At 62.3% G+C, this 24,456-nt stretch carries 27 protein-coding genes and 1 riboswitch; of the genes, 9 read left to right on the forward strand and 18 right to left on the reverse strand.

Annotated features, from left to right (window positions below; translation table 11 throughout):
- Position 1: 1 nt before the first annotated feature.
- Positions 2-1,084: an A/G-specific adenine glycosylase gene (gene mutY, locus DN611_RS13890; RefSeq protein WP_051319938.1), complete on the reverse strand. Its 1,083-nt coding sequence runs from the start codon at positions 1,082-1,084 to the stop codon at positions 2-4.
- A gap of 212 nt (positions 1,085-1,296) precedes the next feature.
- On the opposite strand from mutY, the gene DN611_RS13895 reads away from it, so the two are divergent.
- Genes DN611_RS13895 through DN611_RS13915 form a run of 5 tightly spaced genes read left to right on the forward strand, consistent with a single transcriptional unit; the run spans position 1,297 to position 3,504 of the window.
- Positions 1,297-1,950 carry a MerR family transcriptional regulator gene (locus tag DN611_RS13895; RefSeq protein WP_025545083.1) on the forward strand — a complete coding sequence of 218 codons (654 nt, stop codon included), beginning with the start codon at positions 1,297-1,299 and terminating at the stop codon, positions 1,948-1,950.
- Positions 1,934-2,188: a hypothetical protein gene (locus DN611_RS13900; RefSeq protein ID WP_025545082.1), complete on the forward strand. Its 255-nt coding sequence runs from the start codon at positions 1,934-1,936 to the stop codon at positions 2,186-2,188. Before DN611_RS13895 ends, DN611_RS13900 begins: the two co-directional genes overlap by 17 nt.
- Positions 2,169-2,480: a YbjQ family protein gene (locus tag DN611_RS13905; RefSeq protein ID WP_021748258.1), complete on the forward strand. Its 312-nt coding sequence runs from the start codon at positions 2,169-2,171 to the stop codon at positions 2,478-2,480. The genes DN611_RS13900 and DN611_RS13905 overlap by 20 nt, the downstream gene beginning before the upstream one ends.
- Positions 2,477-3,208 carry an MBL fold metallo-hydrolase gene (locus DN611_RS13910; RefSeq protein ID WP_119311644.1) on the forward strand — a complete coding sequence of 244 codons (732 nt, stop codon included), beginning with the start codon at positions 2,477-2,479 and terminating at the stop codon, positions 3,206-3,208. Before DN611_RS13905 ends, DN611_RS13910 begins: the two co-directional genes overlap by 4 nt.
- Positions 3,205-3,504 (forward strand): hypothetical protein, encoded by a 300-nt coding sequence (locus DN611_RS13915; protein ID WP_021748256.1) that lies wholly within the window; start codon positions 3,205-3,207, stop codon positions 3,502-3,504. Before DN611_RS13910 ends, DN611_RS13915 begins: the two co-directional genes overlap by 4 nt.
- 59 nt (positions 3,505-3,563) lie before the next feature.
- On the opposite strand, the gene DN611_RS13920 is transcribed toward DN611_RS13915, so the two are convergent.
- From DN611_RS13920 to DN611_RS13955, 8 genes are all read right to left on the reverse strand, one after another.
- The gene (locus DN611_RS13920) at positions 3,564-4,607 is read right to left on the reverse strand and encodes a putative glycoside hydrolase (RefSeq protein WP_025545080.1); all 1,044 of its coding nucleotides are present in this window, start codon (positions 4,605-4,607) and stop codon (positions 3,564-3,566) included.
- A 37-nt stretch (positions 4,608-4,644) separates the two neighbouring features.
- Positions 4,645-5,082: a ribose 5-phosphate isomerase B gene (gene rpiB / locus DN611_RS13925; RefSeq protein WP_021748254.1), complete on the reverse strand. Its 438-nt coding sequence runs from the start codon at positions 5,080-5,082 to the stop codon at positions 4,645-4,647.
- Between the two features lie 95 nt (positions 5,083-5,177).
- On the reverse strand, positions 5,178-5,987 hold the full coding sequence (locus tag DN611_RS13930) for a histidinol-phosphatase HisJ family protein (RefSeq protein ID WP_119311645.1): 810 nt from the start codon (positions 5,985-5,987) through the stop codon (positions 5,178-5,180).
- A 7-nt stretch (positions 5,988-5,994) separates the two neighbouring features.
- Entirely contained in the window at positions 5,995-7,134 is a 1,140-nt protein-coding gene (gene dnaJ / locus DN611_RS13935) for a molecular chaperone DnaJ (protein WP_021748252.1), read from the reverse strand.
- Positions 7,135-7,331: 197 nt separating this feature from the next.
- Entirely contained in the window at positions 7,332-9,185 is a 1,854-nt protein-coding gene (dnaK, locus tag DN611_RS13940; protein WP_119311646.1) for a molecular chaperone DnaK, read from the reverse strand.
- A gap of 222 nt (positions 9,186-9,407) precedes the next feature.
- Positions 9,408-10,019 (reverse strand): nucleotide exchange factor GrpE, encoded by a 612-nt coding sequence (grpE, locus tag DN611_RS13945; protein WP_021748250.1) that lies wholly within the window; start codon positions 10,017-10,019, stop codon positions 9,408-9,410.
- Complete coding sequence (gene hrcA / locus DN611_RS13950; RefSeq protein WP_119311950.1) at positions 10,016-11,059, reverse strand: heat-inducible transcriptional repressor HrcA; 1,044 nt, start codon at positions 11,057-11,059, stop codon at positions 10,016-10,018. Before hrcA ends, grpE begins: the two co-directional genes overlap by 4 nt.
- A 223-nt stretch (positions 11,060-11,282) precedes the next feature.
- Complete coding sequence (locus DN611_RS13955) at positions 11,283-11,894, reverse strand: folate family ECF transporter S component (RefSeq protein ID WP_021748247.1); 612 nt, start codon at positions 11,892-11,894, stop codon at positions 11,283-11,285.
- Between the two features lie 77 nt (positions 11,895-11,971).
- Positions 11,972-12,076: riboswitch (THF riboswitch) on the reverse strand.
- A gap of 135 nt (positions 12,077-12,211) precedes the next feature.
- On the opposite strand from DN611_RS13955, the gene DN611_RS13960 reads away from it, so the two are divergent.
- A complete protein-coding gene (locus DN611_RS13960; protein ID WP_119311647.1) occupies positions 12,212-12,724 on the forward strand; it encodes an adenylate kinase in 513 nt (170 codons plus the stop codon).
- 51 nt (positions 12,725-12,775) lie between these two features.
- Here the strand turns inward: DN611_RS13960 and DN611_RS13965 are convergent, their stop codons facing one another.
- Genes DN611_RS13965 through rsxC form a run of 6 tightly spaced genes read right to left on the reverse strand, consistent with a single transcriptional unit; the run spans position 12,776 to position 17,951 of the window.
- Positions 12,776-13,669 (reverse strand): RnfABCDGE type electron transport complex subunit B, encoded by an 894-nt coding sequence (locus tag DN611_RS13965; RefSeq protein WP_021748245.1) that lies wholly within the window; start codon positions 13,667-13,669, stop codon positions 12,776-12,778.
- A gap of 17 nt (positions 13,670-13,686) precedes the next feature.
- Positions 13,687-14,277, reverse strand: a complete 591-nt coding sequence (rsxA, locus tag DN611_RS13970; RefSeq protein WP_021748244.1) for an electron transport complex subunit RsxA — start codon at positions 14,275-14,277, stop codon at positions 13,687-13,689.
- Positions 14,277-14,912 carry an electron transport complex subunit RsxE gene (gene rsxE / locus DN611_RS13975; RefSeq protein ID WP_021748243.1) on the reverse strand — a complete coding sequence of 212 codons (636 nt, stop codon included), beginning with the start codon at positions 14,910-14,912 and terminating at the stop codon, positions 14,277-14,279. Before rsxE ends, rsxA begins: the two co-directional genes overlap by 1 nt.
- Before the next feature lie 17 nt (positions 14,913-14,929).
- On the reverse strand, positions 14,930-15,562 hold the full coding sequence (locus tag DN611_RS13980; protein WP_021748242.1) for an RnfABCDGE type electron transport complex subunit G: 633 nt from the start codon (positions 15,560-15,562) through the stop codon (positions 14,930-14,932).
- The gene (locus tag DN611_RS13985) at positions 15,559-16,581 is read right to left on the reverse strand and encodes an RnfABCDGE type electron transport complex subunit D (protein WP_021748241.1); all 1,023 of its coding nucleotides are present in this window, start codon (positions 16,579-16,581) and stop codon (positions 15,559-15,561) included. The genes DN611_RS13980 and DN611_RS13985 overlap by 4 nt, the downstream gene beginning before the upstream one ends.
- Complete coding sequence (gene rsxC, locus DN611_RS13990) at positions 16,578-17,951, reverse strand: electron transport complex subunit RsxC (RefSeq protein ID WP_021748240.1); 1,374 nt, start codon at positions 17,949-17,951, stop codon at positions 16,578-16,580. The genes DN611_RS13985 and rsxC overlap by 4 nt, the downstream gene beginning before the upstream one ends.
- Before the next feature lie 344 nt (positions 17,952-18,295).
- On the opposite strand from rsxC, the gene DN611_RS13995 reads away from it, so the two are divergent.
- Positions 18,296-19,120 (forward strand): DUF975 family protein, encoded by an 825-nt coding sequence (locus DN611_RS13995; RefSeq protein WP_021748238.1) that lies wholly within the window; start codon positions 18,296-18,298, stop codon positions 19,118-19,120.
- Positions 19,121-19,328: 208 nt separating this feature from the next.
- On the opposite strand, the gene DN611_RS14000 is transcribed toward DN611_RS13995, so the two are convergent.
- Positions 19,329-19,880, reverse strand: coding sequence for an ECF transporter S component (locus DN611_RS14000; RefSeq protein WP_119311648.1), 552 nt, complete (start codon positions 19,878-19,880; stop codon positions 19,329-19,331).
- Between the two features lie 123 nt (positions 19,881-20,003).
- On the opposite strand from DN611_RS14000, the gene pdxR reads away from it, so the two are divergent.
- Entirely contained in the window at positions 20,004-21,395 is a 1,392-nt protein-coding gene (pdxR, locus tag DN611_RS14005; RefSeq protein ID WP_119311649.1) for a MocR-like pyridoxine biosynthesis transcription factor PdxR, read from the forward strand.
- Positions 21,396-21,471: 76 nt separating this feature from the next.
- On the opposite strand, the gene DN611_RS14010 is transcribed toward pdxR, so the two are convergent.
- Together DN611_RS14010 and DN611_RS14015 are read right to left on the reverse strand one after the other, a co-directional pair.
- Entirely contained in the window at positions 21,472-22,854 is a 1,383-nt protein-coding gene (locus tag DN611_RS14010; protein WP_021750251.1) for an MATE family efflux transporter, read from the reverse strand.
- A complete protein-coding gene (locus DN611_RS14015; protein ID WP_119311650.1) occupies positions 22,851-23,303 on the reverse strand; it encodes a MarR family winged helix-turn-helix transcriptional regulator in 453 nt (150 codons plus the stop codon). The genes DN611_RS14010 and DN611_RS14015 overlap by 4 nt, the downstream gene beginning before the upstream one ends.
- 174 nt (positions 23,304-23,477) lie before the next feature.
- Here DN611_RS14015 and DN611_RS14020 point away from each other — a divergent pair, with 174 nt between their 5' ends.
- Entirely contained in the window at positions 23,478-24,326 is an 849-nt protein-coding gene (locus tag DN611_RS14020; RefSeq protein WP_021750253.1) for a DegV family protein, read from the forward strand.
- The last annotated feature ends 130 nt before the right edge of the window (positions 24,327-24,456 follow it).

Below are 24,456 nucleotides of genomic sequence, written 5' to 3' on the forward strand. Positions count from 1 at the left end.
GTCACTCCTCCTTCAAGCGTGCTGCCGCTTCCGTGTAATACCGCCCAAAGGCGGAGGGCACCGCCCGGTCCGACAGGGCTCCGGCATCTGCCCAGACGAAGTCCGCCGGGCCGTCTCCCGCCACCTCCAGGGTGTAACCGGTCATGTGCCACTCCACATGGGTAAAGATGTGCTTCGCCGTCAGTCGGCTCTCCCACCGCCTGGGCTCCAGGCCCCAGACGGACACCGCCGCTCCGGCGGCAGCCTCGTCCAGGGCTCCCTCCACGTTGGGAAACTCCCACAGGCCCGCCAGCAACCCGGTCCCCGGCCGCTTCCGCAGGGCGATCTTTCCGTCCCGCACCAGCAGGAACACCGTCTTCTCCTCCACCCGGCGGGGCTTTTTGGCCCCCTTCACTGGCAGATCCTCTGCCGTGCCCCGAAGGCGGCCCTTGCAGAAGGCCATGGCCGGACACTCCAGACACCGGGGCGGGCCGTTGGGTGCGCAGACCGTGGCCCCCAGCTCCATGGTGGCCTGATTGAAGACGCGGATATCCGCCTCAGCCTCCGGCATGACGGCCTGGATCTGTGCCCGCACGGCCTTTTTTACCTTGGGATCGGCAATATCGTCCCGGCAGTCCGTCAGCCGCATGACCACCCGCAGCACGTTGCCGTCCACCGCCGCTTCCCGTCGGCCGAAGGCGGCGGAGGCAATGGCGCTGGCGGTGTAGTCCCCCACCCCCGGCAGGGCCAGCAGGTCCTGGTAGGTGTCCGGAAACCGGCCGCCCTGCTCCGCCACGATCCTGGCGGCCTTCTGCAGGTTCCTGGCCCGGCTGTAATAGCCCAGGCCCTCCCACAGCTTCATCAGCCGCTCCTCCGGGGCGGCTGCCAAAGCCTCCACCGTGGGGAATGTCTCCAGAAAGCGGGCATAATACCCCAGCACCGCCGCTACCCGGGTCTGCTGCAGCATGATCTCCGAGACCCAGATCTGATACGGGTCTGTGGTCCGCCGCCAGGGCAGGTCCCGGGCATTGGCCCGATACCACGCCAACAGCGGCCCCGGCAAATCTTGTAAAACAGTTTTGGTTGTCAAATTCTCACCGCACATGGTATGATTGTACCATATCCGCAGAATGGATATGGCACCCTTTCCGAACTTGCGCCGCTGTATCAGCCTGTCCAGCCGCACAATCGCCGCATTGCGGTTATTGTACCACATCCGGCGCCAACTTCCCACCCCCTGTACAAAAATTTTGAAAGTCTCTTGACTTTCCCCCGGGTGGAAGGTGTACCCTGTCCCCAGAGATGAGGTGTAATCCCTTGAAAATCAATGAAGTGGAAGCCCTGGTGGGCATCACGCGGAAGAACATCCGCTTTTATGAGGCGGAGGGACTGCTCTCCCCCCGGCGGAACAGCCAGAACGGTTACCGGGACTATGGGGAGACTGAGGTGGAGGTCCTGCGGCGGATCAAGCTGCTTCGGAAGCTGGGCCTTCCGCTGGAGGAGATCCGGCAGATGCAGCACGGCGCCTACACCGTGGGGGACGGTATGCGCCGCCATCTGGTGTCCCTGGAGCGGGAGCGGCAGAATCTGGAAGCGGCCATCCGCTTCTGCGGGACGCTCACAGACCGCAGGGAGCGGCTGGAGGAGCTGGACGCCCAGTCCCTGCTGGATCGGATGGCCCAGATGGAACAGGAGGGAACGACCTTTATGAACAAGCAGAAGCAGGACACCAGGCGCCGCCGCTTCGTGGCGCCCATCGTGGTCGCCATCGTCATGTCAGTCCTGATGGCGGGGCTGATCTGGCTCTTCCTCTGGGCTTTCGAGGTGGATCCGGCCGGTGCGCCGCCCCTGCCGGTGCTGGCGCTCTTTGTGGCCATCCCGGCGGCAGTGGTGGTCGGTGTGGTCATCGCCCTGGTCCAGCGGGTCCGGGAGATTGAGCGGGGAGAGGAAGACGATGCGCGGAACTACTGAGCGGCGGGATTGTCGACAAGCAGCGGTGTCCGCCGCAGGGACGGCCGTATGGCTGCTGGCTGCGGCCGCGGTGTTGCTGTGGGTGCGGCAGGCCTTTTTCCCCAGCGGTGCGGCATCCGTTCTGCTGGCGGTTCTGGCCGCTGTCCAGGCAGCAGGGCTGATCCCGCTGGGGCTGGCCCTGCGGGACCGCTTGAAAGAGATCAAAGGAGGAGAATTATATGAAGCTCGTCAGTATTGAAACCATTCCCGGCCAGGAATTTGAGGCCCTGGACATCGTGCGGGGCACGGTGGTGTACAGCAAAAACTTCGGCCGCGATTTCATGGCCGGCATGAAGACCCTGGTGGGCGGAGAGATCACCGGCTACACCGAGATGCTGGTGGAGGCCCGGCAGATCGCCACCAAGCGCATGGTGGACGCGGCAGAGGCTCTGGGAGCCGACGCAGTGGTGGGCCTGCGGTACGCCTCTGCCTCCGTGATGCAGGGGGCGGCGGAGGTCATTGCCTACGGAACGGCTGTAAAGTTCAAATGATGCACGTCACCTTTCTGGACCACAGCGGCTTTCTGGTGGAGCTGCCCGGTCTCACGCTGCTCTTTGACTGGTGGAAGGGGGACCTGCCCCCCCTGCCATCAGGCCCCCTGCTGGTCTTTGCCAGCCATCGCCATCCAGACCACTTTGATCCCCGGATTTTTGCTCTGGATGACGGGCAGCGGGATGTCCGATTCCTTCTTGGCAAGGGCATCCATCTGACAGACCGGAACCGGAAGAAATGGGGACTCTCGGAAAAAGCCGCCGCGGACTGCCGGGTGCTTTCCGGCGGGGAGAGCGCCTCTCCCCTGCCCGGCGTCACCGTGGAGGCACTGCCCTCCACCGACGAGGGCGTGGCCTTTCTGGTGACGGCGGAAGGCCGGACGGTCTTTCATGCCGGGGATCTGAACTGGTGGCACTGGGAGGGCGAGGACCCCGTCTGGAACCGGAACATGGAAGCGGACTTCCGGCGGTATGCGGAACCTCTCCGGGGCCGGAAGATCGATCTGGCCATGCTGCCTCTGGATCCCCGTCTGGGGGAGGACGGCTTCCGTGGCCCCCAGTACTTCCTGGAGCTGGCGGATATCCGCCGCTTTCTGCCCATGCACCAGTGGGGAAATTTTAACTTTACAAATCAATTCCTGTCATGCTATACTTCTTTCACATCCCGAACTGTGTACGTTAACAGAGTCGGTCAAGTCTTTACATTTGAGGAGGAAGCGGACACATGAAGATCGATGGCAATGAACTTGCAATTGAGCAAAACGAGCTGGACCGGGAGGGCCGCCATGCGGAAGCCATGGCCATCAAGCGGGAATTTCTGAAGCAGGTGCGGGAGAGCGGTGACCACTGCCCCTGCAAGCAGGCCTGCCCCCACCACGGCAACTGCTTTGAGTGCGTGACGCTGCACCGTGGTCATCGGGATCACTTGCCCATGTGTATGTGGGATATGGTGAATGAACGGCTCCATAAGCTCTCCCGATTGACAGAGGGGACCCTGCGGTCCTATGAGGAGGCGCACCGCTGAGGAAGCTCCAGAAAAGCGCCCGTGCCAATCGGCACGGGCGCTCTCCTCTTCATCTGTCTTCAATCTGCAAGGATCAGGCAGCTGCCGGTCACATCAGGGCTGTGGCCCGTTAGCTCCGCCACGAAGTCCGTGTCCTCACCGGCGGCACTGACCGCCGCTTCCAGCGCGGGGATCTGGTCAACCGTGGTGACGGCGTAGACTCGGTCCACCAGCGGGGCGATATCCGAGAGTACCAGGCCGGCAGTGTCGTCGGCGCCGGAGGTGATGACCTCCGGCGGCAGCTCAATGGAGACAGCCACACCATACTCACCCAGAGCGCTGCGCAGCTCCTCCAGGAACAGCCGGATGCTGGCCGCCCGGTCGGCGCCGTTGTAGTCGATCTTGTCCAGCTTCCCTACTGTGGGATAGCCCACATCCGTTAGCAGGATTTCATCAAAACCCTGTTGTGCCAGCTCCGCCGCCAGGGTGCACAGGTACTGCCGGGCCGCCGGCTTGCTGGGATCCAGCCAGTTTCCGTTGTTCCCGTCGTAGAAGATATAGCCGCCGGTGTTCTTCAGTCCCATGCCCTCCACGTCCGCGCGGGCGGCAATGGGGTCCAGGAAGCAGCTCATCCGGCCGATGGAGTGGTAACTGCTTTCCGTCACCTCCGCCAGAGCCGCCGCCGTGTCCTCCGCCGTGCTCACGGTGCCGGCCGCGGCGCCAGTGGCAGCAAAGTAGATGTGTCCGGTGCTGTCTTTCAGCGTGACGGCAGCAGCGTTATAGGCGGGAGCAGACATCACAGAGGCTCCCAGCCAGGCATCTTTCCAGCCCGCCTGGGTCAGCGGCGCGGCGGAAGCAGAGAAGGCAGCCAGAGCCTTCGGCTTCTCCGGCTCCTGAATGGTAATCTCTACGTCCTCTGGGGGCACTTCCTCTTCCGCGGGGGGCGTCTCCGTCTTCCATGGCAACTCCAGGTGGAAGCTGCCGTCCCTATCATAGACGATATACTCCTGCAGCCATAGAAAGCCCACCGCCGCCAGGATGATGAGCACCAGCAGCACTGCCAGCGCGATCTTCCCCTTGGAGGTCCTGCCCCGGTAGCTCCGGTAGCCCTTGGTGCCTCCCATGTCCGTCACCTCTTCTCCAGGAGATTGCCCCTGCCCGTCAGGGCTGGATGGCGTTGAGCTTGTTCACGCGCCGCTCATGCCGGCCACCCTCAAAGTCCGTGGAGAGGAACACCTCCACCATCCGCTCCGCCAGGTTCTTGCCGGTGAACCCCGCGCCGATGGCAAGCATATTGGCGTCGTTGTGGCGGCGGGTCATCTCCGCCTCCAGGGAGTCGGCACAGTGGGCGCAGCGGATACCCTGCACCTTGTTGGCGGCAATGGAGATGCCGATGCCGGTGGTGCAGATGACGATGCCCCGATCATACTCGCCGGAGGCCACAGCCCGGGCCGCCGCCTCGCCGAAGTCGGGGTAGTCGCAGCTCTCCGTCGAGTAGCAGCCGAAGTCCTTGTATTCATGGCCCAGCTTCTCCAGAAGCTGGATGATGTCGCATTTCAGCGCGTAGCCGCCGTGATCAGAACCCAGAGCGATTTTCATGGTGATCGTTCTCCTTTTCAAATCAAGTCATCCCATTCGGAGAGGAATGGGGCTGGAATGGATTTATTATAGCCAGTTTTCCCCTGAAAAGCAAATCACAATTCATGCCACACCGGTTTCCCCTGCCGGAAGGCGGCAAAACGGCGGAATCCGCAGGCCCGCAGCAGCGCCTGCCCCTCCCGGACGGCACAGCCCACAAACCCCGGCGTGTGGGCATCCGTCCCCAGGGTGACGATCTCGCCGCCCAGGGAGCGGTACAGCTGCAGCCACTTTTCGTCCGGCAGCGGGGTGTTGCCCCGGTTGGTGTTGAGCTCGATCCCGATGCCCTTGGGGATGATGAGGCGGAAGATCTCCGCGATCTCCTCCTCGAACCCGTCGAAGCTGACATGCATCCCCCGGTTCTCGTTCAAATACCGCAGGGGCAGCGTCAGATGGCCCAGTACCTGGAATCGCCCCCACTCCGCGAGCTTCCGCACCTGGCCCAGGTAGTCGGCAAGGCAGTCCCGCGCTTCCTGTTCATCCCGCGGGGTAAGGAAATACAGGTCCCGGCCCTCCATCTTCTCCGACAGGGTGTGGATGGAGCCGATGAGAAAGTCCAGCGGCGGGGCCTCCGCCAGCATGGACTCCATCCGCCTGATGCCCCACACGGCGTCTCCCAGCTCCGCGCCCAGGCGCAACGTGATCCGGTCCCCCACCGCCGTCCGGGCGGCGCGGAACTCCGCAATCATGGGATCCCAGTCATAGGCCCCCCGGGGTTCGGTGGTGCCGAACCGGATGGGCTCCACATGGTCTGTGAAGCAGATCTCCTGGAACCCCAGCCGGATGGCCGCCTCCGCCATCTCCTGCATGGAGGCGGAGGCGTCCGGTGAGATGCGGGAGTGGACGTGGTAGTCGGCTAAATACATACGTGCCTCACTTTTTGAACTTCTTGAAGAACTTCTTCTGCTCCTCGTAATTGCTCTCGCCCATGGTCTCGGCGAACTTCTTCAGGGCTTCCTTCTGCTCCTTGTTCAGATTTTTGGGGGTTTCAATGTAGACGGTGACATACTGGTCGCCCCGCCCCCGGCCGTTGATGGAGGGGATGCCCTTGCCCTTCAGGCGGAAGGTGGTGCCGGACTGGGTGCCCTCCGGCAGGGTATACTTCACTTTGCCGTCGATGGTGGGGATCTCCAGCTCCGCACCCAGCACCGCCTGGGTGAAGGTGATGGGCGCCTCGCACAGGACGGAGGTGCCCTCCCGCCGGAACAGCTCGTGAGGCCGGACCGTAATGGTAATCAGCAGGTCGCCCGCCGGGCCGCCGTTCTTGCCGGCGTTGCCCTGTCCACGGATGGAGATGGTCTGCCCGTTGTCGATGCCGGCGGGAATGCTGGCCTGAATGGTCTTTTTCTTGCGCACCATACCACTGCCCCGGCAGTCCTTGCAGGGCTGGTGGATAATCCGCCCCTTGCCGCCGCACTTGGGGCAGGGGGAGGAGGTGGCGAACACGCCCATGGGCGTCTGCCGCCGGACCTGGACCGTCCCGGTGCCGTGGCAGTCCGGGCACACCTCCGGCGACGTGCCGGGGGCACAGCCGTTGCCGTGGCAGGTGTCGCAGGTCTCATACCGCTCCACGGTGACTGCCTTCTCACAGCCGAAGGCCGCCTCCTCGAAGCTGATGGCGATGGACATGCGGATGCTCTCGCCCCGCTGGGGGGCGTTGGGATTGGTGCGCCGCCCGCCGCCGAAGCCGCCGCCGAAAAAGCTGCCGAAGATGTCCCCCAGGTCGCCGAAGTCGAAGCTCCCGTCGAATCCGCCGCCGAAGCCCCCGGCGCCGAAGTTGGGGTCAACGCCCGCATGGCCGTACTGGTCGTACCGGGCCTTCTTGTCCGCGTCGGAGAGGACCTCATAGGCCTCGTTGACCTCCTTGAACTTCTCCTCCGCCGTCTTGTCCCCCGGATTCAGGTCCGGGTGATACTTCCGGGCCATTTTTTTATAGGCCTTTTTGATCTCATCCTCAGAGGCTCCCCGGGAAACCCCCAGGACCTCGTAGTAATCGCGTTTCTGTTCTGCCATAGAATCACCAACTTTTCAATTAGGAATGGGGAGTTAGGAATTAGGAATTGTGGAATCCGCTCCCGGCGGATGAATTGAAATCCGTCCGGCTCCGCCGGACACCTCAATTCCTTATTCCTGATTTCTAATTCCTAATTCATGAGAGCGTGCCGCGCAGGCGGGGGTGTCCCCCGCCCGCGCGGCCGCATGGCATCTGATCACTTCTTGTTATTCTCGTCATCGTCGACCACCTTGTAGTCGGCGTCATAATACTGGCCCTGCTGGGCGCCGGCGTCGGGGCCGGCCTGCTGCTGGGCGCCGCCCTGGGCCCCCTGGGGATTGGCCTGCTGATACAGCTTCTCGCTGACGGCGTAGAAGGCCTGGGTCAACTCGTCGGTAGCGGTCTTGATGGCAGCGGTATCCGTGCCTTTCAGAACCTCCTTCAGTTTGTCGATTCCGGCCTGGACCTTGCTCTTGTCATCGGCAGGGATCTTGTCGCCCATCTCGGAGAGGGTCTTCTCGCTCTGGTAGACCATCTGGTCGGCCTGGTTGCGGACCTCGACCTCCTCCTTCAGCTTCTTGTCCTGGGCAGCATACTGCTCGGCCTCCTTGACGGCCTTCTCAATGTCCTCCTTGCTCATGTTGGAGGAGGAAGTGATGGTGATATGCTGCTCCTTGCCGGTGCCCAGGTCCTTGGCGGAGACGTTGACGATGCCGTTGGCGTCGATGTCGAAAGTCACCTCGATCTGGGGCACGCCGCGGCGGGCCGGAGCGATGCCGTCCAGGTGGAAGCGGCCCAGAGACTTGTTGGCCGCGGCCATCTCCCGCTCGCCCTGGAGGACGTTGACCTCCACGCTGGTCTGGTTGTCAGCGGCGGTGGAGAAGATCTGGCTCTTCTTCACGGGGATGGTGGTGTTCCGGTCGATCAGCTTGGTGAACACGCCGCCCATGGTCTCAATGCCCAGGGACAGGGGTGTGACATCCAGCAGCAGCAGCCCCTTCACGTCGCCGGTGAGGACGCCCGCCTGCAGGGCGGCGCCCATGGCCACGCACTCGTCGGGGTTGATGCCCTTGAAGGGCTCGTTGCCGGTGAAGTTCTTCACGGCCTCCTGCACGGCGGGGATCCGGCTGGAGCCGCCCACCAGCAGGACCTTGCTCAGGTCACTGGGCTTCAGGCCCGCGTCGGACATGGCCTGGCGCACGGGGCCCATGGTGGCGTCCACCAGATGGGCGGTCAGCTCGTTGAACTTGGCCCGGGACAGGGTCACGTCCAGGTGCTTGGGGCCGTTGGCGTCGGCGGTGATATAGGGCAGGTTGATGTTGCTGGTGGTGACGCCGGAGAGCTCGATCTTGGCCTTCTCGGCGGCCTCCTTCAGCCGCTGCATAGCCACTCGGTCGGTGGACAGGTCCACGCCGTCGGTGCGCTTGAACTCGCTGACCAGCCACTTCATGATGCACTCGTCGAAGTCATCGCCGCCCAGGCGGTTGTTACCGGCGGTGGCCAGGACCTCGATCACGCCGTCGTCGATGTCCAGGATGGACACATCGAACGTGCCGCCGCCCAGGTCGTACACCATGATCTTCTGGCTCTGTTCCTTATCCACGCCGTAGGCCAGGGCCGCGGCGGTAGGTTCGTTGATGATGCGTTTCACGTCCAGGCCGGCGATCCTGCCGGCGTCCTTGGTGGCCTGGCGCTGGGAGTCAGTGAAGTAGGCGGGAACCGTGATGACCGCCTCGGTGACTGTGCTACCCAGATAGGCCTCAGCGTCCGCCTTCAGCTTCTGGAGGATCATGGCGCTGATCTCCTGGGGGGTGTAGCTCTTGCTGTCAATGGTCACTTTATAATCGCTGCCCATCTCCCGCTTGATGGAAGAGATGGTGCGGTCCGGATTGGTAATGGCCTGGCGTTTAGCCACTTGACCCACCATGCGCTCGCCGGTCTTGGAGAAAGCCACCACGGACGGGGTGGTCCGGTTGCCCTCCGCATTGGGGATGACCACAGCCTCGCCGCCCTCCATGACGGCCACACAGCTATTTGTCGTACCTAAGTCGATACCGATAACCTTAGACATAATGATTGCCTCCAATTTATGATCAAATAATTCTATCTCAACAAATAAAAATTTGCGATTGTTGTTTTCATTCACGCCAGGCGAATCCATTGCAATGATTTGTCAGGATATATGCCTGACAAAAACACGTTGGCTCGTGCGCCTTGGGCGCACACGCCAGTGGCCGATGTCCCTGGTGCGGGGGAAGGTCGAGGGGGGACACAGTCCCCCTCTCGAATTCGCTCAGTTTGCCACCTGCACAATAGCGTGTCGGATCACCTTGTCACCCAGCAGGAACCCCGCCTGGAACACCTGGGATACCACGTTCTCCCCAAGGTTCTCATCATCGATGTGCATAACGGCGTTGTGCTTTTCCGGGTCAAATGGCTGGCCCTGGGCCTCGATCTCCGTGACTCCCAGCTTCTTCAGGATCTCCTGGTACTGGTGGAAGATCATCTCCAGCCCCTTCTTGTGGGGAGAGTCCTCATCGCCCTCAGTGGCCACAGCCCGCTCCAGGTTGTCGTACACCGCCAGGAACTCCTTGATGGTGTCCGCCTTGGCGTCCTGGTAGAGATTGTCTTTCTCCTTAGCGGTGCGCTTGCGGTAGTTGTCGTACTCTGCCGTCAGCCGGACGAACTGATCCTTCACGGACTCCAACTGCCGGGCGGCCAGCTCCGCCGCCTCCATCTGCTCCCGGGTCAGGGTGTAGGTCTTTTCCTTTTTCTTCTTGCCCCTGGCGGCCTTCTCCGCCTTCTCATCGGGCACCTTCTCCTCCGCGGGGGGAGCCTCTTCCTGAGGAGCCTCCTGCGGCTCTTCCGGCGTCTCCTCCGCCGGCTGCTTCGTCTCTTCGCTCATTCTTTTGCATCCTCCTTCGGGGGTAATTCCTGTTTGCCGAACAGCCGCGTCAATCCCTCCGCAAAGCCGGAGAGCCGGGCGGCCACGGTTCCGTAATCCATTCGTGTGGGTCCCACCACGCCGATCAGGCCCCGCATGTCGTTGCCGATGTCATAGCTGGCCACCACCACACTGGTGTCCTGCAGGGCCTCGCTGACATTCTCCGGACCGATCAGGATCTTCATGGGCCCCTCGTCCGGCACAGGGAGATTCTCCTTGCTGTCGGACAAAAAGCTCATCAGCTGGTGGGCCTTGTCTGCGTCCCGGAACTCCGGCAGCTTCAGCAGTTGGCTGGTGCCCACGGTAAACACCTCTTTCTGCCCCGCCTCCTGCAGCACATCCGCCGCGTAGGCGATGGTCTGGCTCAACAGCAGGAACATCTGGGGCGTCACCTGTTCGGACACATCCATCAGCCGCCGGTTCATCTCGTCTGCGGAGATCCCGGTGAAGTTGCTGTTCAGCAGGTTCACCAGGGTGGGCATCTGCTCGGTGTCCACCTTCAGCTGCATCCGCAGCAGCTGGCTCTTCACCCGGTTGTCGCCCATCATCATGACCACGATGCAGCTGTGCTCATCCACGGGCAGCAGCTCAAACCGCCGGGCGGTCATCTGCTTCTTGCCGGTGGCGGCCACATAGGCGGGGTAGTTCATCAGAGAACTCACCGCTCGGCCCGCCTGGGAGATCACCCGGTCCAGCTCCTCCATCCGCATCTGGAGGGACTGGTTGATCCGCTCCGTCTCTGCGATGGAGAGCCGCTGGCGCTCCATCAGCTCGTTGACATACAGCCGGTAACCCTTGGGAGAGGGCACCCGCCCAGCGGAGGTGTGGGGCTGTTCCAGATAGCCCAGCTCCGTCAGATCCGACAGCTCGTTGCGAATGGTGGCGGAGCTGACGCCGCCCATCTCCGCGGCAATGGCCTTGGAACCCACCGGCTCTGCAGTACGGACATAGTCCTCCACCACCACTTTCAGTATTTGCTTTTTCCGGTCTGTGAGTTCCACAAAAAGCACCTCTGGTCCAAGCTGTCTCACGCTGGTTTTAGCACTCCTTTCTCCGGAGTGCTAAAACGAGTTTACCACCACGCGCCTTCATTGTCAACGGATGGATATAAACAAATTGTAAACAAATGCCATCGGATTTTTGAACATTTTCCGCGGCTCCGCAAATCAAAAACCGGCCGCCTGCCGCGGCCGGTTTTTCGTCTCACATGGTCCCCCTGTCCGCTCAGTCCGGCCTGGCCCCCGCCCCCTGCCGGGGCAGCATCCCCGTCCGCTGAAGGGCTGGCTGCAGCGCCCGCAGTAGAAGCACCAGCAGCACCGTCTGCACCGGCAGCATGATGAGGTTTTTCACCGCGCTGAGAGACGCGCTGGCATACCAGGCCTCCAGGCTGAAGCGGCCGTTGCTGTTGAGAATGGCGATCCACAGCGCCCCCAGCACCACGTTCTGCACATTGGTGACCAGCTTGGCGCAGAAGATCCGCCAGACCCGCAGGGGCGCCCGGTACAGGAACAGAGCGTAGGTCAGCACACCCAGCATGGTGGTCAGAGTATAGCCGGGGAAAAAGGGATAGCCGCCTCCTCCAGTGAGGAAGAAGCTGAGGATGTCCTCCGCAAAGGCGAACAGCAGGCCCAGCACCGGGCCGCAGACCCAAGCACAGACGGACCGGGCCAGGAAGCCCCAGGTGACCTTGGCCCCGCCGAACAGCGGCACCGAGGGCACTTGGGCCAGCACAATGCACAGGGCGATCATCAGGGCGGAGAACAGCAGCTTCCGAAGGTCCCGGACCTCCCGGGACGCGTCCCGCCAGTAGTCGGCGGAAAAGGGATGTGCGTACATAAAAAACCTCCTTCTGTTTTGGCAGTCCGAAATTCGGAGATGCCGCACAGAGGAAGGCCGAAAGGGTCCCTGTATGCGGCAGCGGGATGCGGGACACACACTGCGGACTCGCGGTCCTTTCGTCCGAAGAGCAACTCCCCGTCTCTCCAGCACTGGATGTACACGTATGTCCCTACTCTGCCTGTTAGATATTGTCCATTATAGGACTTTCGCGGAAAAAAGCAAGGGTTTCCGCCGTTTTTCCAGCACACCTTGCGGCAATCCGGTCCATGTGTTAAGATGACCGCAACCCGAATGGGAGAGGAGGCGATCCGCAGATGGTTCTTTTGATTACCGGCGCCTCGCACACAGGCAAAACCCTGCTGGCCCAGAGACTTCTCCAGACATACCGCTATCCCTGTCTCTCCATGGATCTTCTGAAAATGGGACTTATCCGAAGCGGCAACACCCGCCTCACGCCGGAGGATGACCGGGAGCTGGAGTCCTATCTGTGGCCGATTGTGCGGGAGATCATCAAAACCGCCATTGAAAACCGCCAGGATCTGATCGTGGAGGGCTGTTATGTCCCCCCACGCTGGAGTCAGGACTTTACGCCGTCCTATCTCCGGGAAATCCGCTTTTGCTGCCTTGTGATGACCAAGGCATATATCGAGACCCATTTTGCAGACATACAAAAATATGCCTGTGCGGCAGAGCGGCGCATTGACGATTCCACCTGTACGAAAGAGACTCTCCTCCTGGATAACGCGCACTATCAGCAGATGTGCGAGACCTGGGGGTATCCCTGTATTCTGATCGATCAGGCGTACGAGGTGGATATCCCCCTGTGAAAAAACGATCCCGGCCCTTTCGGCCGGGATCGTTTTTTCACTTACTCTACGTTACTGGGCAGCGCCAGCGGTCTCCGCAGCCTTCGCGGCAGCGGCCTTCTCCGCCTGGGCCTTCTTGATGGCCTTGTACTTCTCCTTCTCCTCCGCGGTGGCGATGGGAAGGATGGCGTCCCGCGGGCAGACCTTGGTGCAGAGCTTGCAGCCCACGCACTTGTCGTAGTCGATGACGGCCACGCCGTTCACCACATGAATGGCGTCCTTCTTGCACTCCTTCTGGCACAGGCCGCAGCCAATGCAGGAGTGGGTGCAGACGCTCATGGCAGCCTTGCCCTTGTCCTGGTTGGCGCAGGCCACGTGGACCTTCTTGGACACAGGGACCTCCGTAATCAGATGGCGGGGGCAGGCCTTGGCGCAGGCCATGCAGTCGGTGCACTTGTCCGGGTCCACCACGGCGGCGCCGTTGGGACCGATGGACATGGCGCCGAACTGGCAGGCGGACACGCAGGAGCCGAAGCCCAGACAGCCGAACTGGCACTCCAGAGGACCACCGGCCACCTTGGTGGCGGACAGGCAGTCCTTCACACCGACGTACTCATAACGCTTGGCGGCGTTGGTGCCGCCGTTGCAGCGGACAAAAGCCACCTTCCGCTCACCGGAGGGAGCCTCCTGGCCCATGATCTTTGCGATGGCGGCAGCATTCTCCGCGCCGGCAGGGGCGCACGCATTCACCGGAGCCGTGCCCGCCAGGATGGCGGCGGCACAGCCGGCGCAGCCGGGGAAGCCGCAGCCGCCGCAGTTGGCGCCGGCCAGATGGCTGAGGATTTCCTCTTCCCGGGGGTCCTTCTTTACCTCAAAGACCTTGGAGGCTACTGCCAAGATGAAGCCGAACACGGCGCCGAGGACAGCCAGCACCACAACGGCAGCAATGACATTTCCGATATCCATTTTCCTCTTGCCTCCTCTTACCAGACCTTCAAACCGGAGAAGCCCATAAACGCCAGGGCCATCAGACCAGCGGTGACCAGGGCGATGGGAAAGCCCTCAAACGCCTTGGGATAGTCCGCAAACACCAGCCGCTCCCGGATGCTGGCGAACAACACGATGGCCAGCAGGAAGCCCAGGCCGCCGGTGATGCCGTAAACTACGGAGGAGATGAAGTTATAGTTGTTCTGCACGTTCAGCAGCACCACGCCCAGTACGGCGCAGTTGGTGGTAATCAGGGGCAGATACACACCCAGAGCCGTGTACAGAGACGGCATGGATTTCTGTAAAAACATCTCCACGAACTGGACCAGGGATGCGATGACCAGAATGAAGGTCACGGTCTGCATATACTCCAGTCCAAAGCGAACCAGGACGAACTCGTTGACCGCATAGCACACGGCGGAAGCCAGTCCCATGACGAACGTCACAGCGATGCCCATGCCCACAGCGGTGTCCACCTTCTTGGAAACACCCAGGAAGGGGCAGATGCCTAAGAACTGGGAGAAGATGAAGTTGTTTGCCAGAATGGCACCCAGCGTAATTGCCAGGAGTTCATAGATTTGATCCATTATTTGCTCTCCTCCTTATTTTTCTTAGGTCTGGACAGCGCCCACTGCATCAGGGCAATGAGGCAGCCCAGCACCAGGAAGCCGCCGACGGGCAGGGTCAGCATGCCGATGGGGAACTGCTCCGGCAGGATCTGAATACCGTCGCCGCCGTTGAGGATACCGCCGCCGAAGGTGCCGGCGCCCAGAAACTCACGGATGATGCACATAACCATCAGCACCACAGTGTAGCCAAAGCCCTGGAAGATACCGTCCCAGAAGGAAGCGGCCACACCGTTCTTGTAGGAGAAGGACTCCGCCCGGCCCAGGATGATGCAGTTCACCACGATCAGGGGGATGAACACGCCCAGCGACTCGGACAGGGCCGGAACGAATGCCTGGATCAGCAGATCCACGCAGGTCACGAAGCCAGCGATCACCACAATGAACATGGCGATACGGATCTTGTCCGGCACGATCTTGCGGATAGCCGCGATGATGACATTGGAAAGGGTCAGGATGACGGTGACCGCCACGCCCATGCCCAGGCCGTTGAAGAACGAGGTGGTGATGGCCATGGTGGAACACATGCCCAGCACCTGCACCAGCACAGGGTTGTTGGTGATCAGTCCCTCTTTGAACTGTTTGCCTAAATTCATGAATTGCTCCTCCCTTCTCAGCCCATGGCAGCCACGGCAGCCAGCGCCGCATTCACGCCGGCAGTCACACCCTTGGTGGAGACGGTGGCGCCGGTGATGGCGTCCACGTTAGTGCCCACCGTCAGAGTGCCGTCCGCCGCGCTCTTGCCGATAAACTGGTCCAGCACGCCCACGCCGGAGGCGGTGGGTTCGTTGCCCACGACCTTCGTGCCGATGCCGGAGGTCTCAGAGTGGTTGACGACAGAAACGCCAGTGACGGCGCCTTCCGCGTCCACGCCCACCATCATTTCAATGCTGCCCTGGGAGCCGGAGGCGGTGACCTTTACGGCATAGCCGGCGGCCTCGCCGTTCACCTGGACCTCGTACATCTCGTTCAGGGTGCCGCCGGCAGCTGTGGCCGCAGCGGTCATGTCGCCAGACAGTTCCAGCGCGTCGGAGAAGGTGGTGTTGTCCGGATCGGACACCACGGCCAGCATGGCCGCTTCAGTCTTCTGCTGGTTGATCTCAGCGATGGGGCCGGCCGTCACACCGTTGACCAGACCCAGCAGCAGTGCCACGATCAGGCAGGTCCCCAGCAGGGTCACAGTCAGCTTTACGATGTACTTGGGGTCCATATCAATCTTTTCTTTGGTCTTGACTTCGTTGCTCATTTCGCAGCCGCCTCCTTGTTAGCGGATTTCACAACGCCGAAGCGAGAGGGCTTCACAGCCTTGTCGATCAGCGCCACTACCAGGTTCATAATCATGATGGAGTAGCACACGCCCTCGGGATAGGAGCCGAAGTAGCGGATGAACACCGTCAGCAGGCCGCAGCCCAGGCCGAAGATCAGCTGGCCGGTCTTGGTGACGGGGGAGGTGGTGTAGTCAGTGGCCATGAAGAAGGCACCCAGCATCAGGCCGCCGCCGAAGATGCTGTACAGCATGAACTGCAGATTGTCGGCGCCGCCCTTGGGGAACAGGAAGGTCAGCACGGCCACGGTGGCGATGTAGGCCGCGGGGGTCTGCCAGCTGATGACCTTGCGCCAGATCAGATACGCTCCGCCCACGATCAGCAGCAGGGCGGAGATCTCGCCCAGGGAGCCGCCGATATTGCCCAGGAACATATCCGTCACGCTGTACTGGCTGGTGAGGCCGGCCATGTCGCCGGTCTTCATATAGGCCAGAGGCGTGGCAGCGGTAACCACGTCGGCAGTGCCGGCCAGGGGCACCCAGCCGGCCTGGGGATCCGCCCAGGCGCCGCTCATGGTGCCGGCATAGCTGGCCACCAGGGCGGCACGGCCCGCCAGCGCGGGGTTGACGAAGTTCTTGCCGATGCCGCCGAACAGCTGCTTGACCACCACGATGGCGAAGAAGTCGCCCACCAGGATCATCCAGTAGGGCATGTTCACCGGGCACACGAACGCCAGCAGGATGCCGGTAACCGCGGCGGAGAGATCGTTCACGGACTGGGGCTTCTTCATGAGCTTGCGATAGCCCCACTCAAAGAACATGCAGCCCACCACGGACACGGCAGTCAGAGTCAGGGCCCGGAAGCCGAACTTCACAATGGCCCAGATCAGGGCGGGCATCATGGCGATGATAACATCCAGCATGATGGAGCGGGTGTTCTCCGCCGCCCGGATGTGGGGAGAAGAAGTGGCAATCAGTTTGAGATTCTTGTAGTCAGTCATTTCGCAGCGGCCTCCTTTGCTTCTTCGGCCTTTTTCTTTGCCTCGGCGGCAGCCCGGTCAGCGGCCGCCTTGTCCTTCACCAGCTGCTTGCCGGTTTTGAACATATGGGTCAGGTGCATCCGGGCCGGGCAGATGTAGGAGCAGGCGCCGCACTCCATGCAGTCCATGATGTGGGCGTCATTCAGCTCCTCCACCATGCCCTTGGAGGCATACTGGTACATGAACAGGGGCTCCAGGTGCATCGGGCAGACGGACACGCACTTGCCGCAGCGGATGCACTGGGGATTCTCCACGGTCTTCTCCTCGTTCTCGCAGAAGGCCAGGATGGCGCCGGTGCCCTTGGCCACGGAGATGTCCGCGGTGTACTGGGCCATGCCCATCATGGGGCCGCCGGCGATCAGCTTGTATGTACCGTCCTTCAGGCCGCCGCAGGCGTCCAACAGGCTGGAGACGGGGGTGCCGATGGGGCACTCCAAGTTCTTGGGCTCCACCACGCCGGAGCCGGAGACGGTGACGATCTTGCGCACCACGGGCATACCGGTGGTCAGGGCCCGGTAGATGGCGCATGTGGTGTTGATGTTGAATACGGCGCAGCCGATATCGGCGGGCAGTCCGCCGGGGGGCACCTGGCGGCCGGTGATGGCCTGGCAGAGCTGTTTCTCACCGCCCTGGGGGTAGCGGCAGCGCAGGGGCTCCACCACCACGGGGGCCTTCTGCTCGGCAATGACCTTGTTCATGGCGTCGATGCCGTTGCGCTTGTTGTCCTCCACGCCGATGACGACCTTGTCCACGCCGAACATCTTGGCCAGGAACTTGGCGCCGCCAATGATCTCCTCAGGCCGCTCCAGCATGGTGCGGTGGTCGCCCGTGATGTAGGGCTCGCACTCCGCGCCATTGATGATGACGGTGTTCACCTTGCCGATGCCGCTGGTGATCTTCACGTGGGTGGGGAACGTAGCGCCGCCCATGCCGACGATGCCGGCGTTCTTGACGATCTCCACCATCTCCTCCACGCTGAGGGCATTGGGATCCGCGGGGGCCTGGACCTCTTCGCTCACCTCGTCCTGCATGTCGTTTTCAATGACCACAGACGTGATGTTGCCGCCCATGGAATAGGGGCGGGGTTCCACTGCCTTCACCGTGCCGGAAACGCTGGCGTGAATCGGGGCGCCCAATCCGTGGAATTCGCCGATCTTCTGGCCCACCTTCACGTGGTCCCCGGCCTTGACCAGGGGCGTGCAGGGCGCGCCAAAGTGCATCGACATGGGGATGACCACAACAGCCGGCGGAGCCAGCTGCTCGATGGCCTTTTCATTGGTTGCGGCCTTCATATCATGGGGATGAACGCCGCCAAAGAAAGCTTGTGCCATTGTCTTCACCTCATTTTTACTCCTTGATAGTCGGCCCGGGCAGGAGGGCACGGCCCCTCCCCTTCCCAAGAGAGGGGGTCTCCAGGCAGGCGACACTATCACATACTGCGCCTCATTCTACACCTATTTTTGAAAAATGTCCAGACTGTGAACGACAACTTTTGAAAAAAATATGCTTCTTTATACAGAATCTTTGCAACTTTTCACACGTTTTATCCAGTTCTGTCATTCCCTCCCATTTTTACGCCGTCTCTTGTTATTTCAGAAGAAACATGATATGCTTGGTGATACGGGTCCGGCTCCGGCCGCCCCATTTTCAAATTATCTGGAGGCCAAGACATATTATGATGGCACAACTGATCGACCGAAAGCATCTGAAGCAGGAGATGAAGGAGCTGCTGCGCTCCGCCCAGGTCAGCCCCCGCGGGATGACCTGCCTGTACCTGGCCCTGGTGCTGGTGCTGAACCTGGCGGACAGCTTCATGGGTCTTATGAATCCGGGCCTGCTGGGCACCTTCATCTCCATCCTCACCGGCCTGATGAGCATGGTCCTGGCCTCCGGCTTCGTGATGTACTGCATGGCCATCCGCCGGGGCGAGCGGGCGGAATACCTGACGCTGTTCGACGGGTTCTCCTTTGTGGGCAAGGTCATCCTGCTGAACATCGTGATCTACCTCTTCACGTTCTTCTGGTCACTGCTGTTCGTCATTCCAGGCATCATCGCCGCCTACCGCTACCGCTTCGCCCTGTACAACCTCTATGAGAACCCCGGCATCGGGGTGATGGAGGCCCTGAACATGAGCAAGCAGCAGACTCTTGGCTACAAGGGGCAGCTGTTCATGCTGGATCTGAGCTATATCGGCTGGCTCCTCCTGGCGTCCCTCACCTCCGTCGTGCAGACGGGCTATATCTACGCCTGCATTTTCCAGGACCCCGGCTACTATTTGGCGAACCCCGCCCAGGTCTATGCCATCACCCTGCCCATGCCCGTAGGATTGCAGGTGGTGCTGGGCTGTGTCTGGCCGCTGCTGGTGGCGCTGTTCTACCTGCCGGTCTACCAGTGCACGGAGCTTGGCTATTTTGACACCGCCAAGCACACTTCCGGCGTGGGAGAGGGCGCGGCCCCCAAGGATCCCGGCAGCTTTGACAGCGGCTGGGGAGGCTTCTGAGCACCCCATTAAGCCTACAAGCCCCCGGCGGGTTTTAGAACCCGCTGGGGGCCTCTCTTTCAGGAGACCTCGCCTGCGGGCCGGGCCGGGGTCCGCCTCCGCGCCAAGGGCCCCCCTCCACAAGCATCTTTCAGATTCTCCCGCAGACGCAAAGCTCCCCCGGCGGGCCAAAGGCCCGCCGGGGGAGCTTTCTTCCATGTTGCGGGGATCACAGCCGGGGGAACTCCCGCCGGACGTAGGCGCTGCGGCCCAGAGCCGCCGCCAGCAGTGTGGAGGCGGCGATGCCGAAGGCAGCCTGCACCAGATTGCTGGGGATACCCGCCGCGGCACCAGCCGCGCTCCCCAGCAGCAGGGCGTCGTACAGCCAGTAGCCCACCACCATGGGCAGCTCTCCCACGATGCCGCAGGCCGCAAGGCCCAGGGGACCCCGTCCCTTTCCGAACGCCTGATGGCACGCGGCCGCCAAAGCCGCCATCCCTGCCTTGATGACCAGGGTAGCGGGTGCGTAGATGGGCGAGCCCAGCAGCACATCCGCCAGGGCCGGGCCGATGCTGCCCGCCAGGGCGCCCCAGGCTGGCCCCAGCAGATATCCGCCCAGCAGCACCACCGTGTCCCCCAGGTTCATGTAGCCGCCGGTGGGGGACGGCACCTTCACCACCATAGTGGCCACGCAGGCCAGCGCCGCAAAGGCCGCCGCCATCACGACCATCCGTGTCCGCTGGAAGGTCTTGGCCGTCTCCTGCTCCGCTGTCTTCTCCATATCCTCTTCTCCTTCCGGCGGGGCCGTCTCGCGCCCCATTTGCTGTTGCCATCATAGAACAAATATGATATGATTAAAAGCGTCAATTTCTGAATTTTTTATCAGGTCAGATGGAGGAAGCCCATGCGTACCTACGCCCTGGAAAACCGCGGCAGAGCGCCGCTGTATGAATACCTGTACCGCTGCATCCGGGGGGACATCCTGGACGGCACCCTGACGGCCGGGGAGCGGCTGCCCTCCAAGCGGGCCCTGGCGGAGCACCTGCACATCTCCGTCATGACGGTGGAGGGGGCCTACCAGCAGCTAGAGGCGGAGGGCTATGTGTACACCCAGCCCAAGCGGGGCTTTTTTGTGGCGGAGGTAGAGCGGCCCCGGCCTGCCGCCCCCGCTCCTCCGGCTCCTGAGGCGCCGCCGGAGGCCCCGGTCTGGCGGCTGGATCTGAAGAGCAACCAGGTGGACGCCAGCCGCTTCCCCGCGGCGGCCTGGGCCCGTCTGACCCGGCAGGTGCTGTCCGAGGACGGGGAAGCCCTGCTGCGCCCAGTGCCCCACCAGGGGCTGCCCGCCCTGCGGCAGGCCATCGCCCGGGACCTGCGGGAGTATAAGGGCATGGCTGTGCCGCCGGAGCAGATCGTGGTGGGGGCCGGGGCGGAGTACCTGTATCTGCTGCTGGCTCAGCTGCTGGGGCGGGAGGCCGTCTTTGCCGTGGAGGATCCGGGCTATCCCAAAATCCGCCAGGTGTACGGCAAGTGCGGCGCGGCTTGCCGCCCGGTGCCCCTGGACGGCCAGGGCGTTCCCCCGGAGGCCCTGGAGGCGGCGGGAGCCAGTGTGGTCCATCTCTCTCCCGCCCACCACTATCCCACCGGACTGGTGACACCCATCGGCCGGCGGCAGGCCCTGCTCCGCTGGGCTGAGAAGGCCGGAGGCATCATCATCGAGGATGACTATGACAGCGAGTTCCGCTTTACAGGCCGTCCCATTCCCACCCTCCAGAGTATCGACACCGCCGGGCGGGTGGTGTACATGAACACCTTCTCCCAGACCATCTCCCCCTCCATGCGGGTGGGATTCATGGTGCTGCCGCCCCGCCTGCTGGAGCAGTACCGCCGGGAGCTGGATTTTTATTCCTGCACGGTGCCCGCCCTGGACCAGCACGTGCTGGCCCGGTTCCTGGACCAGGGCCACTACGAGCAGCACCTGGCCCGGATGCGCAAGGAGTACCGCACCCGTCACGACGCGGTTCTGGCCTCCTTCCGGTCCAGCCCTTTCCGGAACCGGATCACGATCTCGGAGCAGGGGGCGGGGCTCCACTTTCTCCTGCGGCTGGACACCCGGGAAAGCGACGGGGCCCTGCGGGACCGGGCTGCGGCTCTGGGCGTCCGGCTGGGCTTTCTCTCGGAGTACGCCGCCATCCCCTCCCCTGCCTACGCCCACACGCTGGTGGTGAACTATGCCGGCCTCAGCCCGGCGGCGCTGCCAGAGGCCATGGACCTGCTGGCGGAGATCTTCGGGGCCTGATGCCTACCGTCCACTCCCACGCGCAAAAAAGCCGGCCGCCCTTGGGGCGGCCGGCTCTCTGCATCGGGTTTTCGGTTCACACGCCGGGCTTTCCCTCCAGCGCGGTCATGCTCTTTTTGAAATGGACAGCGAACATGGTGGCTGTGGTACACACCGCCAGGAAATCCGCCACCGGCTCCGCCAGAAAGACCGCAAAAGCCTTATCCGCAAAAAAGTTGGGCAGAATATAAATGAAGGGAATCAGCAGGATGATCTTCCGCAGCACTGCCAGGAACAAGGAGATCTTGGCGTTGCCCAGGGCCACGAAGGTCTGCTGACAGGCGATCTGGATACCGAAGATCCCGGTGGCCGCCATGTAGATCCGCAGGGCCCAGGAGGCATAGCTCACCAGCTCGCTGTCCGAGGTGAACATCAGGGCGAACAGCTGGGGGAACAGCTGCACCAGCGCCCACAGCAGCAGGGAGTATGCCAGGCAGGCCATCAGCAGCACCTGGAAGGCACGCCGTACCCGCTCCGGATTCCGGGCGCCGTAGTTGTAGCTGATGATGGGCTGGGCCCCTTGGGTCAGGCCCTGGAGGGGCATCATGGCGAACTGCATGATGCTGGAGAGCACGGTCATAGCACCCACAGCGATGTCCCCGCCGTATTTCAGCAGTGAGGAGTTGAAGCACACGGTAATGAGGCTCTCCGTAGACTGCATGATGAAGGGGGAAGCGCCCAGGGCCAGGGCCGGCAGCACCACCTTGGCTTGGGGCCGCAGGTGCTCCCGCCGCAGGTGCCACTTGGTCTTGCTGCCCGTAAGGAACTTTAGCACCCACACCGCGGAGACCGCCTGGGATAGAATGGTGGCCAGGGCCGCGCCCCGGACCCCCATGCCGAAGGCGAAGATGAAGATGGGGTCCAGCACCGTATTGAGGATCGCGCCGATCAGCACGGTCTTCATGCCCACCACCGTGAAGCCCTGGGCGGTGATATAGGCGTTCATGCCCAGGGTCACCTGGACGAAGATGGTGCCCAGGGCATAAATGCGCATATAGTTCAGGGCGTAGCCGATGGTGTTGTCGCTGGCGCCGAAGATGCGGAGCATGGGTTCCGCAAACACCAGAAAGACCACAGTCAGCACCACGGACACCGCCACCAGCATGGTGAAGCTGTTGCCCATGATCCGCTCCGACTCCTTCAGGTCTCCCCGCCCTTCGGCGATGGAGGCCCGGGGTGCGCCGCCGAAGGCCATCAGGGCCGCGAAGGCGGAGATCACCATGATGATGGGCAGGCACACCCCCACGCCGGTGAGGGCCAGCTTGCCCACAGTCTCCACCGGCTGCATGTGGCCGATGTACACCCGGTCCACCAGATTGTACAGCATGTTGACGATCTGGGAGGTGATGGTAGGAACGGCCAGGGAAAACAGCAGCTTTCCCACGCTCCCGCTGCCCAGGTCCACATTTCGACGGCTCATGTATTGCCTCCTTCCTTCAACCGCACTTCCGCGCTGGTCAGAACCTTTTCCAGCAGTTCCTGAAATCGCTCCGCCTCCGACTGTGTCAGACCGGCAAACAGCGCGTCCAGGCAGGTACTCTGGAGCTTCTGCCCCTCCCGGGCCAGGGCCGCGCCCGCATCTGTCAGCGCCAGATGGATCACCCGGCGGTCTGCCTTGTCCGGCTGACGGCGGAGCAGCTCCCGCGCCGCCAGCAGGTCCACCGCGGCGGACACCTGGCTCTTGGCCAGTCCCCGGAGCTCTGTCACGTCCCGGGCAGTGTCATGTGCCGGATGATTGGCCAGAAACAGCACCACATGAATCTCCCGCATGGAGAGCCCGGTGCGGGACAGAAGCTCTGAGAAATGCCTATCGTAATACCGGCGGAACTGCTGGATAACCCGCAGCAGCTGCGTACTGCTCACTGCCACAGCGCCCGCCCCCTTTCATTTTATTTAAAACAGTTCTTATAAGAACTGTTCCAGCATAGCACTATTTTTTCCGCCTGTCAAGATTTCCGAATCCATCCTTGACAATTCTCCCTTCCTCCAGTATGATGGTGGCAGAAGATATCGTTTTTAAAATCAGATTTCGGGGTGTTCTTTATGACATGGAATATTGTGAGCGACAGCAGCTGCGACCTGCGGACAGCTTCCTTCCACAGCAGCTGCGTCCGGTTTGAGACCGTGCCTCTGCGCATCCAGGTGGGCGGCCGGGAATTTGTGGACGATGACGCCCTGTCGGTTCCCGCCCTGCTCTCCGCCATGGCGGTGGAGAAGGCTGCCTCCTCGTCCGCCTGCCCCTCCCCCGCCGACTTTGCCGGGGCCTTTGAGCGGGGGGACCGTACCGTCTGCTTCACGCTTTCCTCCCAGCTCTCCGGCACGTATCACGCGGCCTGCATCGCCCGGGAGATGGTGCTGGAGGAGCACCCGGAAAAGCAGATCTGCGTCATCGACTCCCGCGCCGCCGCCGGGACCATGGTGCTGCTGATCCGCCGGGCCCAGGCCCTGATGGAGGCAGCGGGGGATGATGGGGACTTCGACGCTCTCTGCCAGCAGCTCCACCGCTATCAGGCCACCCTGCGGACCTGCTTCACCCTGGAGAATTTCGACAACCTTATCAAAAATGGCCGGATGCGGCCCATTGTGGGCACGTTGCTCCGCTCCCTGGGCATCCACATCATTGCGGACGCCACAGCCGAGGGCACCATTCATGTGGCGGATAAGGCCCGGGGCGTGGGTAAGACCTACCGGGCCATCACCGCCCTGATGAAGGCCAGCAAGGACTGCACCGACGCAGAGGTGGTAATCTCCCACTGTGAGAACCTGGAGGGTGCTATGGCCCTGAAGCGGCAGATCCTGGCAGACCTGCCGGTGAAACAGGTGGACCTGCTGTCCTGCCGGGGACTCACCAGCTTCTATGCCATGGAAAAGGGCCTCATCGTGGGGTACTGAGGTACGTCCTTCCCCATCAGGCGCCTCCGCGGAAGGCCGCTTCCGGAACAGCAGTCAGCCGCCGGAACCGCCATCTTCCGGCATTTGGATATGGCAAAAAAGCGCGCACGGAAAACCGTGCGCGCTTTGC

The organism is Oscillibacter sp. PEA192 (genome assembly GCF_003574015.1).
Classification (GTDB): Bacteria; Bacillota; Clostridia; order Oscillospirales; family Oscillospiraceae; genus Oscillibacter; species Oscillibacter welbionis.